Origin of the sequence: Sphingomonas sp. LY54, assembly GCF_035594035.1 — a bacterium.
Taxonomy (GTDB): Bacteria; Pseudomonadota; Alphaproteobacteria; order Sphingomonadales; family Sphingomonadaceae; genus Allosphingosinicella.
The window spans coordinates 692,798-705,380 of sequence record NZ_CP141588.1 but is presented as its reverse complement, the minus strand read 5'-3'; the positions used below and the strand labels follow the sequence as shown (position 1 = coordinate 705,380).

General features: G+C 67.7%; 14 protein-coding genes. 7 read left to right on the top strand and 7 right to left on the bottom strand.

The annotated features are described in order from the left end of the window. The first annotated feature begins 6 nt into the window (after positions 1 to 6). Complete coding sequence (locus tag SH591_RS03575) at positions 7 to 288, top strand: DUF6916 family protein (protein ID WP_324750559.1); 282 nt, start codon at positions 7 to 9, stop codon at positions 286 to 288. On the opposite strand, the gene SH591_RS03570 is transcribed toward SH591_RS03575, so the two are convergent. Then, entirely contained in the window at positions 285 to 779 is a 495-nt protein-coding gene (locus SH591_RS03570) for a GNAT family N-acetyltransferase (RefSeq protein WP_324750558.1), read from the bottom strand. The genes SH591_RS03575 and SH591_RS03570 overlap by 4 nt on opposite strands. Positions 780 to 782: 3 nt before the next feature. Further along, the gene (locus tag SH591_RS03565) at positions 783 to 1,283 is read right to left on the bottom strand and encodes a DUF6916 family protein (protein WP_324750557.1); all 501 of its coding nucleotides are present in this window, start codon (positions 1,281 to 1,283) and stop codon (positions 783 to 785) included. Between the two features lie 83 nt (positions 1,284 to 1,366). On the opposite strand from SH591_RS03565, the gene otsB reads away from it, so the two are divergent. Genes otsB through otsA form a run of 3 tightly spaced genes read left to right on the top strand, consistent with a single transcriptional unit; the run spans position 1,367 to position 5,369 of the window. Continuing rightward, the gene (gene otsB / locus SH591_RS03560; RefSeq protein WP_324750556.1) at positions 1,367 to 2,140 is read left to right on the top strand and encodes a trehalose-phosphatase; all 774 of its coding nucleotides are present in this window, start codon (positions 1,367 to 1,369) and stop codon (positions 2,138 to 2,140) included. Continuing rightward, positions 2,140 to 3,969 carry a glycoside hydrolase family 15 protein gene (locus SH591_RS03555; protein ID WP_324750555.1) on the top strand — a complete coding sequence of 610 codons (1,830 nt, stop codon included), beginning with the start codon at positions 2,140 to 2,142 and terminating at the stop codon, positions 3,967 to 3,969. Before otsB ends, SH591_RS03555 begins: the two co-directional genes overlap by 1 nt. Then, the gene (gene otsA, locus SH591_RS03550) at positions 3,966 to 5,369 is read left to right on the top strand and encodes an alpha,alpha-trehalose-phosphate synthase (UDP-forming) (RefSeq protein WP_324750554.1); all 1,404 of its coding nucleotides are present in this window, start codon (positions 3,966 to 3,968) and stop codon (positions 5,367 to 5,369) included. The genes SH591_RS03555 and otsA overlap by 4 nt, the downstream gene beginning before the upstream one ends. 4 nt (positions 5,370 to 5,373) lie before the next feature. Here the strand turns inward: otsA and SH591_RS03545 are convergent, their stop codons facing one another. The 4 genes from SH591_RS03545 to SH591_RS03530 all read right to left on the bottom strand — a co-directional run bounded on the left by SH591_RS03545 (position 5,374) and on the right by SH591_RS03530 (position 8,987). Continuing rightward, the gene (locus SH591_RS03545) at positions 5,374 to 6,558 is read right to left on the bottom strand and encodes a putative 2OG-Fe(II) oxygenase (RefSeq protein ID WP_324750553.1); all 1,185 of its coding nucleotides are present in this window, start codon (positions 6,556 to 6,558) and stop codon (positions 5,374 to 5,376) included. A gap of 10 nt (positions 6,559 to 6,568) precedes the next feature. After that, positions 6,569 to 6,721: a hypothetical protein gene (locus SH591_RS03540; protein ID WP_324750552.1), complete on the bottom strand. Its 153-nt coding sequence runs from the start codon at positions 6,719 to 6,721 to the stop codon at positions 6,569 to 6,571. Between the two features lie 94 nt (positions 6,722 to 6,815). Beyond that, positions 6,816 to 8,003: an acetyl-CoA C-acyltransferase gene (locus SH591_RS03535; protein ID WP_324750551.1), complete on the bottom strand. Its 1,188-nt coding sequence runs from the start codon at positions 8,001 to 8,003 to the stop codon at positions 6,816 to 6,818. Between the two features lie 42 nt (positions 8,004 to 8,045). Next, positions 8,046 to 8,987, bottom strand: a complete 942-nt coding sequence (locus SH591_RS03530) for a LysR family transcriptional regulator (RefSeq protein WP_324750550.1) — start codon at positions 8,985 to 8,987, stop codon at positions 8,046 to 8,048. A gap of 90 nt (positions 8,988 to 9,077) precedes the next feature. Between SH591_RS03530 and SH591_RS03525 the strand changes: the two genes are divergently transcribed. Genes SH591_RS03525 through SH591_RS03515 form a run of 3 tightly spaced genes read left to right on the top strand, consistent with a single transcriptional unit; the run spans position 9,078 to position 12,099 of the window. Next, positions 9,078 to 10,232 carry an isovaleryl-CoA dehydrogenase gene (locus tag SH591_RS03525; protein ID WP_324750549.1) on the top strand — a complete coding sequence of 385 codons (1,155 nt, stop codon included), beginning with the start codon at positions 9,078 to 9,080 and terminating at the stop codon, positions 10,230 to 10,232. After that, positions 10,229 to 10,507: a hypothetical protein gene (locus tag SH591_RS03520; protein ID WP_324750548.1), complete on the top strand. Its 279-nt coding sequence runs from the start codon at positions 10,229 to 10,231 to the stop codon at positions 10,505 to 10,507. Before SH591_RS03525 ends, SH591_RS03520 begins: the two co-directional genes overlap by 4 nt. After that, the gene (locus SH591_RS03515) at positions 10,504 to 12,099 is read left to right on the top strand and encodes a carboxyl transferase domain-containing protein (RefSeq protein WP_324750547.1); all 1,596 of its coding nucleotides are present in this window, start codon (positions 10,504 to 10,506) and stop codon (positions 12,097 to 12,099) included. Before SH591_RS03520 ends, SH591_RS03515 begins: the two co-directional genes overlap by 4 nt. A 77-nt stretch (positions 12,100 to 12,176) precedes the next feature. On the opposite strand, the gene SH591_RS03510 is transcribed toward SH591_RS03515, so the two are convergent. Further along, positions 12,177 to 12,518, bottom strand: a complete 342-nt coding sequence (locus tag SH591_RS03510; RefSeq protein ID WP_324751320.1) for an endonuclease domain-containing protein — start codon at positions 12,516 to 12,518, stop codon at positions 12,177 to 12,179. Between the last annotated feature and the right edge of the window lie 65 nt (positions 12,519 to 12,583).

The window sequence follows — 12,583 nt, the reverse complement described above, 5'->3', positions numbered from 1 at the left end:
ACCAAGGTGGGGGATCCGGGCATCGAGGATTTCGCCGGCAGGGTCGGAGAGAGCTTCACGGTCGAAAGCGGCGCAGGCGCGCTCGAGATGACGCTGGAGACGGCCCAGCCGCTGCCGGCCGGGGTTCGCGAGGCCGGTTCGTTCCGCCTGGTTTTCCGGGGACCCTCCGAATCCGCTTTGCCGCAGGCCATCTACTCCTTTGCCTATGGCGGCGACGCGTTCGACATCTTCGTCGTCCCGATCGCCCGCGACCCGGACGGCATTCTCTACGAGGCGATCTTCAACTAGGGCCGGCGTTCCATCAAATCGTAGACGCCGTGCTCGTCGATCCTGGCAAAGCCGAGCCGGTGGTAGAGCCGCATTGCCGCATTCTGCTTCTCGACGTGGATCGAGACCGCTTTTCCGGCCACGCCGGCCTGAGCGAGGACATCGGCCAGGATGGCTCCGCCAATGCCCTGGCCGCGACTGGCCGGGATCAGGGCGATGTCAATGATGCGGAACTCATGCTCCCATTCCTCGATGTAGAGTCGCCCGATCCGCTCCCCCGCGCGCTCGACGATCAGCCATTCGGCGGCCGGATAATGCTGGCGATAGTGGCGGTGCTGGGCCTCGAATTGTTGCGCCAGAAACGCGTGCTGGATCTCGTCCGGCCAGCCGGTCTGGGCCAGCTCCTCGCTGCGCGTGGACGCGTAGAGCGAAGCTGCGAAGGGAAGGTCGCCGTCGGACATCGTGCGGTAGGACAGGCCGAGGGCAGCGGCGGCACGCAGCGGCGGCGGCATTCCCTAGTTGAACACCGCTTCCAGCCGCCCTTTGGGTGTGCGCGTCAGGAAGATGTGCATGTCGCCGTAGCGGGCATGGCGCACCCTGTAGATGCGGTTGCCCTTGACCGCATTGCGGTCGGCCGGATCGAACAAAGTGTCGAACGCGCTGGCGCGGCCGAGCTGCGCCGGCCGCGATCCGCGGTTGGGAAACGGCAGCACCGCGCTAAGCTTCATCGTAACGTTGCGGCCGTTGTCGGCGACGATGGTGAAGTTGGAGCCGACGTTGCGCAGCCATTCCTGCACGCCGGCGCTTTCCAGCGTCCAATATTGGCGATCCCAGAGATTGGGGGCCGAGCCCGCGGGCTTGGAGGTTGCGACCGTGAGCGCGCTCGCGCCCGCAGCGCCGACCAGCACGGTGAGGCCGGCGGCGCCCGCGACCACCGAACGGCGCGAGAGCGTTTCCTGCGGGGGGGCGGAATTCCGAATGCTGCTGCCCGGCCGGCTCGTGGCGACGTCGCTCATGGCTTCCCCCTTTTGTCTCCAGAGTGGACCCACATACCGTAAAAGCACGGTGCCGCCAATGCGGGTCTGGTGGATCGCGCTGCTTGAGTTTCGCGGCGGCGGTCGCCAAGTCTTCCGCCATGGCCGATAATGATTGCCGACCGCCCTTGGGATTGCTCGACGGCGCGGCCCTGTTCCTCGATTTCGACGGCACTCTGGTGGAGCTGGCCGAGACGCCCGCCGCGATCCGCGTCGGCGCGCATCTCGAGCCGCTCCTGCACCGGCTGCACGCGCGGCTGGAAGGGCGGCTGGCGATCGTAAGCGGCCGCGCCATCGCCGACCTCGAGAAACATCTCGACTGCGCGGCGCTGGCCGTGTCCGGATCGCACGGGCTCGAGCTGCGCCTCGGCGACGGCACGAGCCTGCCGCTTTCGGTCCCGCCCGGGCTGGCGGAGGCCAAGGCGGCAACCCGCGCCTTCGCTGCCGGCGTGCCCGGCCTGCTGGTCGAGGAAAAGCCGTTCGGGGTCGCGCTCCATTACCGACAGGCCCCGGACGCGGCGGACGCGGCCGAGGCGCTCATGCGCGACGTGGCGGCGAGCACCGGTCTGACGCTGCAACTGGGCAAGATGGTTGCCGAGCTCAGGCCGCACGGGTCGGACAAAGGCGATGCATTAAAGGCCTTCATGCGGGAACCGGAGTTCGCCGGTGCGCGTCCTGTGTTCGTGGGCGACGATCTGACTGACGAACATGCCTTCGCCGCGGCCGCTGAGCTCGGCGGCGGCGGGGTGCTGGTGGGGCCGCAGCGGGAAACCGCGGCGCGCTGGCAGCTGCCCGGAGTCGGGGCCGTCGCCGAGTGGTTGAGCGAGGCGTCCCTGTAGTGAAGACATTGTCCCTGTGGCCCATCGGCAATTGCCAGGTCAGCGCATTCATCGATGAAACGGCCGGTTTCGTGTGGGGCTGCGCGCCCCGCGTCGACGGCGATCCCTTATTCTGCTCGCTGCTCGACCCCAAGGACGAGAGTGTTGCAGGTGCGGACAGCCGGGGGCTGTCCGCACCTGCAACACTGCCGCGCGGCGAGTGGCGGATCACGCTCGACGACCAAGTGAGCTGCGAACAGCGCTACCTGCGCAACACCCCGATCCTCGTCAGCCGCCTGACCGACAGCGAGGGCGGGTCGGTCGAGATCTTCGATTTCTGCCCGCGCTTCGAGCGATCGGGGCGGATGTACCGACCGGTAGCGTTCGCGCGCATCGTCCGCCCGGTCGCCGGCGCGCCGCGCATCCGGATCGGGCTCAACCCCGCCGTCGGCTGGGGCGCCAGGGATGCCGAGCGAACCAGCGGCACCAACCACATTCGCTTCCTGCTGAAGCCCCAGCCGCTGCGGCTCACGACCGACGCGCCGGTCGGCCATATCGTCGAGGGGCGAAGCTTCCGGCTGGAGAAGCCGCTGCATTTCTTCCTCGGCCCCGACGAGCCGTTCGTCGGCAATGTCGGCCACACGCTGGCGACGATGCTCCACCAGACCTCCGACCATTGGCGCGAATGGGTGCGCGGGCTGGCCATCCCGCTGGAATGGCAGAAGGTGGTGATCCGCGCCGCGATCACGCTCAAGCTTTGCCAGCATGAGGAGACCGGGGCGATCGTCGCCGCGCTCACCACCTCGATCCCGGAAGCGGCGGACTCGGGCCGCAACTGGGACTATCGCTACTGCTGGATCCGCGACGCTTATTACACCGTCCAGGCCCTGAACCGCTTGGGCGCGCTCGACGTGCTCGAAGGCTATCTCGGCTATCTCCGCAACATCGTCGACGAGGCCAAAGGCGGGCACATCCAGCCGCTCTACGGCGTCTCGGGCGAAGCCAAGCTGGAGGAAACCGAGGCCGAAGCGCTGGCCGGGTACCGCGGGATGGGCCCGGTCCGCGTCGGCAATGCCGCCTATCATCAGGTCCAGCACGACGCCTATGGCCAGATCATCCTCTCCAATGCGCAGGCATTCTTCGACCAGCGCCTGTTCCGCCAGGCGACCGCGGACGATTTCGCGGCGCTCGAGAAGGTCGGCGAGCGCGCCTGGGCGATGCACGACCAGCCCGACGCGGGTCTCTGGGAGTTCCGCACGCGCACTTCGGTCCACACCTATTCGTCGGTGATGAGCTGGGCGGGCTGCGACCGTCTCGCCCACGCCGCACTCGCGGTCGGGCTCGAGGACCGCGCCGCGCTCTGGCGCGAGCGTGCCGAGAAGGTGCGGGCGCGGATCGAGAAGGAAGCCTGGTACCAGCCCGAGGAGCGCTTCGCCGCGACCTTCGGCGGCCACGAGCTCGACGCCAGCCTGCTCCAGCTCGTCGACATGCGCTTCCTTGATCCGGAAGACCCGCGATTCCTCGCCACGTTCACCGCCGTCGAACGCGCGCTGCGCAAGGGCGAGCACATGCTGCGCTATGCCGACGAGGACGATTTCGGCCTGCCCGAGACCGCGTTCAATTTCTGCACTTTCTGGCTGATCGAGGCGCTTCACCTCGTCGGCCGTACCGAGGAGGCGCGCGATCTCTACGAGTCGATGCTCGAACGTCTCACCCCCGCCGGGCTGCTCTCCGAAGATACCGACTTCGTCACCGGCGAGCTCTGGGGCAACTATCCGCAAACCTATTCATTGGTTGGTCTGATCAACTGTGCCGTCCTCCTGTCCAAACCGTGGAGTTCCGTCCGTTGAGTCGCCTGATCGTCATCTCCAACCGCGTTTCGGCGCCCACCCCCAATGGCGGGGCGGGAGCGCAGGGCGGGCTGTCGGTTGCGCTGGCGGCGGCGCTCAGGGAATATCGCGGCCTGTGGTTCGGCTGGTCCGGGCAGAAGACCGAGGAGTTTACCGGCCATATCGACCTGCAGCGGCACGAGGGCGTCACCACCGCGACGATCGACCTCGAGGAGCAGGACGTCGACGAATATTATAACGGCTACGCCAACCGCACCTTGTGGCCGCTCCTCCACTACCGGATCGACCTAGCCGAGTATGACCGCAGCTTCGGCAGCGGCTACGAGCGGGTCAACGAGCGCTTCGCCGAGACGGTGGCGCCGCTGATCGAGCCCGACGATCTCGTCTGGGTCCACGATTACCATCTGATACCCTTGGGCGCGCAGCTACGCGACCGCGGCCTCAAGAACCGGATGGGCTTCTTCCTCCACGTCCCCTGGCCGCCGTCGCGGCTGTTGGTGTCGCTGCCCTTCCACGAGGGGCTCGTGCTCTCGATGCTCGCCTATGACGTGATCGGCTTCCAGACCGAGGAATGGCTGGAGAGCTTTCGCCATTATATCGAGCGCGAGCTTGGCGGCCATTGCGACGACGACGGCATGATCCACGTTGGCGATCGGTCGGTCCACGCCGCCGCCTACCCGATCGGCATCGACTATAAGGAGTTCATGGCCGCGGCGGCGAGCGATACGGCGCGCAGCCAGTTCGAGCGGCTGCGCACCTCGGTCGAGGACAAGAAGACGATCATCGGAGTCGACCGGCTCGATTATTCGAAGGGGCTGGAGGAGCGCTTCCTCGGCTATCGCCGCTTTTTGGAGGAGCATGGCGACTGGCGCGGCCGGGTCACTTTGCTGCAGATCGCGCCGCCCTCGCGCGGCGAGGTCGCGACCTACCAGGAGATACGCGAGGGGCTCGACGAATTGTCGGGACGGATCAACGGCGAGTTCGCCGACGTCGACTGGGTGCCGATCCGCTACGTCAACCAGGGTTATGCGCGGGAGGAACTGGCCGGCTATTACCGCGCGGCGCAGGTGGCGCTCATCACCCCGCTGCGCGACGGCATGAACCTCGTCGCCAAGGAATATGTCGCGGCGCAGGATCCGGAGGATCCGGGCGTGCTCATCCTCTCGCGCTTCGCCGGCGCGGCGCTCCAGCTCAAGGACGCCATGCTGGTCAATCCCTACAGCAAGGAGGAATTGAGCGACGCCATCCACCGCGCGCTCAACATGCCGCGCGAGGAGCGCGTCCGCCGCTGGCAGAGCCTGATCCAGAGCGTCCGCGACGAGGACGTGGTGGCGTGGCGACACGCCTTCGTCAGCGCGCTGGAAGGCGCCCGATCGACGAGAAAGAAGGCGGCTAGCTAAGGCGTTAAGGCTGCTCGTCCGGCACCACGTCGAAGGCGAAGCTGATCCGATGTTCATCGATTCCGCTCGGAATCGTCCGGTGCGAATAATGGGAAGGCGCGAGCAGCAGCATCCCCTCGCGCGGGGCGTAGCGCCAGGGCGAGATTAGGTTGGGCTGCGAGCGGGCGACCGGCCGCGGCGGCCCAAACTCGATGCAGCCGCGCCCTTCGCCTTTCGCCGAGATGCCGCGCGGCACGCGCACATAATAGACGCCGCTCAGCCAGCCGCCGCGGTGGATGTGCCATTCCTCATGCTCGGAGCGGCGCTGGATCAGGCCCCAAGCCCGGAGACGCGCAGCGTTAGGACGGGCGGCGCGCCAGGGATCGAACGGGCCGGCGGGAGAGGGGGTATAATCGTCGACCAGCCGCTGCAGGCTTTGCAGCAGAGCGCGCATCATGTCGGGCCGGCGACCGGCGAACAGGGCTTCGACCCGGCTGCTGCCGCGATTGGCCTCCTCCCCCGGATCGAACTCGCTCAGCCGGTGCGGGTTGCCGAGGATTTCCTCGGCCAGAGCGGCATGGAAGGCGGCGATGTCGGCGAAACCGTCCGGAACCGGCAGGGCGATCTCGGCGACGCGGGCGCGGTCGAACAGCAAGGCGCGGGCGCGGCCGATATCGCCGGTCAGCGCTGACGCAATGCCCCAATCATAAAAGAGTTGTGCATGGGCCGCGCCGCGGGCGGCGAGGTCTTCGCAAACGGCGAGCATTTCAGCGCTACGGTCTGCCCGGCGCAGCAATCGGCAGAGCTTGCGGCAGGCGTGGCGGTGGTGGGGGTCTTGATCGAGGACGGCGCGATAGGCGCGCTCGGCCTCCTGCTCGCGGCCTAGAGCGTCGAGGGCGAGGCCGTGTTGGTAGAGCGCGTGCGCGTCGCCGGGTTCGGCGCCGACCGCCAGCGCTTCATGATGCTGGCCGAGCGCGTTGCGGCAGCGGGCCAGCCGCGACCGCAGTCCCGGCAAGACGGGGTCGGCGTGGAGCGCGGCCTCAAGGTCTGAGGCTGCCGCAGCGAAATCGAAGCGGTCGAGATTGAGGTCGGCGCGCTTCATTCGCAGGATTGGATTGGCTGGGCTGGCCGCTATCGCCCGCTCGAGCAGGGACCTGGCCACCGCGGGCGCGGCGACATTGTCCCCGACGGGCGGGCGCCAGCGGATCATCGACCCTACGTCAGGACAGACCTTCGGCGTCGATCGACCCGGCGCCGCCGAACTCCGCCGCGCTTGCAGCGAGGATACGCAATTTGGGCGCATCCCACGGCTGCAGATCGGGCTTCGGGGCTTCGGCGGGGTTCTGGTTCGGTGCGATGTCGTCTGGTCCCATCGTCGATCACTCCCATAAGGAAGCGTCACCCATAACCGGCACAGGGGCCGAAGGGAAGGGCGCCGCCGACGTCTCCGCGAGCGTCCGTCGTTGCTCAGTCGACCAGTTCCACCGCCATCGCGGTCGCTTCGCCGCCGCCGATGCAGAGCGAGGCGATGCCGCGCTTGCCGCCGGTGCGTTCGAGCGCGGAGATGAGGGTGGCGAGGATGCGGGCGCCGCTGGCGCCGATCGGGTGGCCCAGAGCGGTCGCGCCGCCGTGGATGTTGACCTTGTCGTGCGGGATGCCGAGGTCGCGCATCGCGAACATCGTCACGCAGGCGAAGGCTTCGTTGATCTCGAACAGGTCGACGTCGCCGACACTCCAGCCGGTCTTCTCCAGCAGCCGCTCGATTGCGCCGATCGGGGCGGTGGTGAAGGCGGCGGGCGCGCGGGCGTGGGCGCTCTGGGCGACGATGCGCGCGACCGGCTTCAGGCCCTTGGCCTCGGCGGTGGAGGCGCGGGTCAAGACCAGAGCGGCGGCGCCGTCGCTGATCGACGAGGCGTTGGCGGCGGTGATCGTGCCGTCCTTGGCGAAGGCTGGCTTGAGGTTCGGGATCTTGGAGGCGTCGCCCTTGGCCGGCTGCTCGTCCCTGGCGACGGTCTCGGTGCCCTTGCGGGTCTTGACCTCGACCGCGACGATCTCGCGCTCGAACCAGCCTTCGTTCTGCGCCTTTTGGGCGCGGGTCAGCGACTCGATCGCATAATCGTCCTGGGCGCTGCGGGTGAGCTGATATTCGCCGGCGGTAACCTCGGCGAAGGTGCCCATGGCGCGGCCGGGCTCATAGGCGTCCTCGAGGCCGTCCAGCATCATATGATCGTAGGCCGTGTCGTGGCCGATGCGCGCGCCGGCGCGGTGCTTCTTCATCAGATAAGGCGCGTTCGACATCGATTCCATGCCGCCGGCGATGATGATGTCGGCCGAGCCCGCGGCGATCGTGTCCGCGGCCATCATCGCGGCCTTCATGCCCGAGCCGCACATCTTGTTGATCGTCACCGCCTCGACCGCATGGGGCAGGCCGGCATAGAGCGCCGCCTGGCGCGCGGGTGCCTGGCCGAGGCCGGCGGGGAGCACGCAGCCCATGTAGATGCGGTCGATCGCTTGCGGATCGACGCCGGCGCGCTCGACCGCGGCCTTGACCGCGGTGGCGCCGAGATCGGTGGCGGTGGCGCCGGCGAGCGCGCCCTGGAAGCTGCCCATCGGCGTGCGGGCATAGGAGAGGATGACGATCGGGTCGGCGGTCATGGAGAGTCTCCGGCTAAACTGGATGTCGTGAGGACTCAGTCTCTAGTCCCGTTGCTTTGCGCCTGCTCCTAGAGCCAAGGGTGGCCCTTCGACAAGCTTAGGGCGAACGGTGGGAGTGCTGCGCTGGTCTGGCCCGGGCATTCGCAGTGCGCGGAGGAGAGGGTGATCCCATCCATAATGGTCCGCCCAGTGCGGCGCGAAGAGGAGGCCAATCTCGCGTTTCAGGCCGAATCCCGCGAGGCGTGGCATGGCGATGCCGTCGGCGCGCAGGCTTTCGGGCGCGACGGTGATGCCGAGCCCGGCGCGGACCATGGCGAGCGCGCGGTCGTCGTTGGGCGAGCGGAAGCTGAACGGCGGTCGGACGCCGCGCTCGGTGAAATGGCGGCTGGTGTCGGCGAGCGCCTCGCATGCGCGGCGGGCGATCATCGTGTCGCCGGCCACCTCCTCCGCTGCGACCTCGGCCGCGCCGGCGAGGCGGTGGCTGACGGGCAAAGCGAGCCGGTACTCCTCGCGCCACAGCGACTCGGTCGTCCGCATCTCGCCGGGGCGCAGCATGGTGAGGGCAAGATCCAGCCGGCCGGCGGCGAGCGCGCTGCTCAATTCCCGCTCGCTGCCTTCGGTCACCTCGACAGGCTCGGAACTGGAATAGGCGCCCAGCGTCTCTTCCAGGAAGCGGGTGGCGATCGTCGCCAGCACGCCGAGACGGATGGCGCGGACCGGCGGCGCGAGGCCGGTGACACTCTGCTCGGCGAGGTGGAATTCGCGTTCGACCGCGCGGGCATGGGCGAGGAGGCGGTTGCCGGCCTCGGTCAGCTGGACGCGGCGGTTGGTGCGCGCGAACAATTTGGCGCCGAGCCGCTTTTCGAGTTCGGCGATGCCGGCCGAGAGCGTCGGTTGGGCGACATTGATGTGGAGGGCTGCGCGCGTGAAATTGCCGGTGTCGACGACGGCCAGGAACTGACGCAGATGGGTGCGGCTGATCATAGGGCAATCCTATGACAAGTCTCGCGCTCTTTCAATTTTTCTGATGATCGTGCCTGCGCTATGAGCGCGCCAAACAATTCGGAGAGAGACATGGCCGCCGCACCCGCTTTCGACTTCGCGCTCGGCGAGATGGCCGACGCCATCCGCGAGACGACCAGCCGCTTCGCCTCCGACCGGATCGCGCCGCTGGCCGCGAAGATCGACGAGGAGGACTGGTTCCCGCGCGAGCTTTGGCCGGAGATGGGCGCGCTCGGCCTGCACGGCATCACGGTCGAGGAGGAGTTTGGCGGCCTCGGCCTCGGCTATCTCGAACATGTCGTGGCGCAGGAGGAAGTGGCGCGCGCCTCGGCCTCGATCGGCCTCAGCTACGGCGCGCATTCCAACCTGTGCGTCAACCAGATCCGGCGCTGGGCCAATCCCGAGCAGAAGACGAAATATCTGCCCAGGCTCATTTCCGGCGAGCATGTCGGCAGCCTCGCCATGTCGGAAGCGGGCGCGGGGTCGGACGTCGTCTCGATGAAGCTCAAGGCCGACAAGGTCGACGGCGGCTATCGGCTCAACGGCACCAAATTCTGGATCACCAACGCCCATGATGCCGACGTGCTGGTGGTCTATGCCAAGACCGGCGACGGCTCGCGCGGCATCACCACCTTCATCATCGAGAAGGATTTCGAGGGCTTCAGCCTCGGCCAGAAGCTCGACAAGATGGGCATGCGCGGCTCGCCCACCGGAGAATTGGTGTTCAACGACTGCTTCGTGCCCGAAGAGAATGTGATGGGCCCCGTCAACGGCGGCGTCGGCGTGCTGATGTCCGGCCTCGACTACGAGCGTACCGTGCTCGCCGGCATCCAGCTCGGCATCATGCAGGCGTGCCTCGACGTGGTGCTGCCCTATGTCCGCGAGCGCAAGCAATTCGGCCAGGCGATCGGCACCTTCCAGCTGATGCAGGCCAAGGTGGCGGACATGTATGTCGCGCTGAATTCCGCCCGCGCCTACGTCTATGCCGTCGCCCGCGCCTGCGACGCCGGCCGGACGACGCGGTTCGACGCCGCCGGCGCGATCCTGCTCGCCTCGGAGAATGCGGTGAAGACCTCGCTCGAGGCCATCCAGGCGCTGGGCGGCGCCGGCTATACCAAGGACTGGCCGGTCGAGCGCTTCATGCGCGACGCCAAATTGCTCGATATCGGCGCCGGCACGAACGAGATCCGCCGCATGCTGATCGGCCGCGAATTGATCGGCGCATGAGCAAGACCCTGCTTGAGATCATCGAATGGTACGCCGCCGGCAGCGCGGTGATCGCCGCTTTAGTCGTCGCGCTTGATCTCGGCCGGCGCGCCACCGGCTGGGCGATGGTGCTGTTCGTCACGTCGTCGATCAGCTTCATCGTCTACGGGCTGCTCGACGAGGAGGGCGCGCTGGCGACGCAGAACATCATCCTGCTCGGCATCAACGCGGTCGGCGTGTACCGCTATCTGATCCGGAAGCGCCCGGCCGGCGCGCCCGAGGGGGCCAAGGCATGACCACCATCACTTCCAAGATCGACGAGGGCTCCGACACCTTCCGCCGCTACGCCGCGCACAATCGCGCGCTGGTGCAGGAGCTGCAAGAGCGTGTGGCGCAGGCGGCGCTCGGCGGGCCCGACAAGCATCGCGAGCGTCATGTGAGCCGCGGCAAATTGCTGCCGCGCGACCGGGTGGCGGGGCTGCTCGATCCTGGCTCGCCCTTCCTCGAGGTCGGCCAGCTCGCCGCCTGCGACATGTACAAGGGCGAGGCGCCCGGCGCGGGCGTGATCGCCGGCATCGGCCGCGTTTCGGGCCGCGAGGCGATGGTGGTGGCCAACGATCCGACCGTGAAGGGCGGCGCCTATTTCCCGATGACGGTGAAGAAGCATCTGCGCGCGCAGGAGATCGCGATGCAGAACCGGCTGCCCTGCGTCTATCTGGTCGACAGCGGCGGCGCCAATTTGCCGCACCAGGCCGAGGTCTTCCCCGACCGCGACCATTTCGGCCGCATCTTCTACAATCAGGCGCAGATGAGCAGCATGGGCATCGCCCAGATCGCCTGCGTGATGGGAAGCTGCACCGCCGGCGGCGCCTATGTGCCGGCGATGAGCGACGAGAGCGTGATCGTCCGCAACCAGGGCACGATCTTCCTCGCCGGCCCGCCTTTGGTGAAGGCCGCGACCGGGGAGGTGATCAGCGCCGAGGATTTGGGCGGCGGCGACCTCCATGCGCGCAAATCCGGCGTCGTCGACCATCTTGCCGAGAATGACGAGCATGCGCTGAGCATCGTCCGCGACATCGTCTCGCGTCTCAACACGGTAAAGGGCGCCGGTCTCGACATCGCCGAGCCGGTCGAGCCGAAGCTCGACGCGGAAGATCTCTACGGGATCATCCCGGACGACGTGCGCACGCCCTATGACGTGCGCGAGGTGATCGGCCGGATCGTCGACGGATCGGACTTCCACGAATTCAAGCCGCTCTACGGCACCACCCTGGTCTGCGGCTTCGCGCGCATCTGGGGCATGCCTGTCGCGATCGTCGCCAATAACGGCATCCTGTTCAGCGAGAGCGCCTTGAAGGGCGCGCATTTCATCGAACTCGCCTGCCAGCGGCGCACGCCCCTGCTGTTCCTGCAGAACATCTCGGGCTTCATGGTCGGCGGCAAATATGAGGCCGAAGGGATCGCCAAGAATGGCGCCAAGCTCGTGACCGCGGTGGCGACCGCGCAAGTGCCCAAGGTGACGGTGCTGATCGGCGGCAGCTTCGGCGCCGGCAATTACGGCATGTGCGGCCGCGCCTACTCGCCCCGCTTCCTGTTCACCTGGCCCAATGCGCGGATCAGCGTGATGGGCGGCGAGCAGGCGGCCAGCGTGCTGGCGACCGTGCACAAGGACGCCGACAGCTGGAGTCCGGAGGACGCCGAGGCCTTCAAGGCGCCGATCCGCCAGCGCTACGAGGACGAAGGCAATCCCTATCACGCCACCGCGCGCCTTTGGGACGACGGCATCATCGACCCGGCCCAGACGCGCGACGTGCTGGGCCTGGCCTTCAGCGCCTCGCTCAACGCGCCGATCCCGGAGCGAGCCCAATTCGGGCTGTTCAGGATGTGATGGTGAGTGGACAGCGTGCCAACCCCTCCGTCAGCGCTCCGCGCTGCCACCTCCCCGTACTGGGAAGGATGTGCAGTTCAATCCTCCCCGGTACGGGGAGGGGGACCGTCCGCAGGACGGTGGAGGGGCTGGCATTGAGCAACGATGTGGGCGAGCGCTCCGTCCAGGTTGGACAGGACTTCCCGCGCAGGGATGCGAAGGGTCCTGAAACCCTGCGCCATCAGCCATTCGTCGCGCGCTTCGTCGCCCGCCGGAATGGCACCCCGATCGTGCGCCGCTCCATCCACCTCAATGGCCAGCCGCGCTTCGAGGCACACGAAATCCAAGACGAACGGACCTGCCGGATGCTGTCTTCTGAACTTGAAACCGCCGGGGCGCTCCCGGAGCGCGCGCCACAGCAAAACCTCGGGCAGGGTCATCTGCCGCCGCAGCCTGCGGGCCTTGCCGATCGTCGCGCCTGGACCTGTCAGCATCGTGCCAGCCC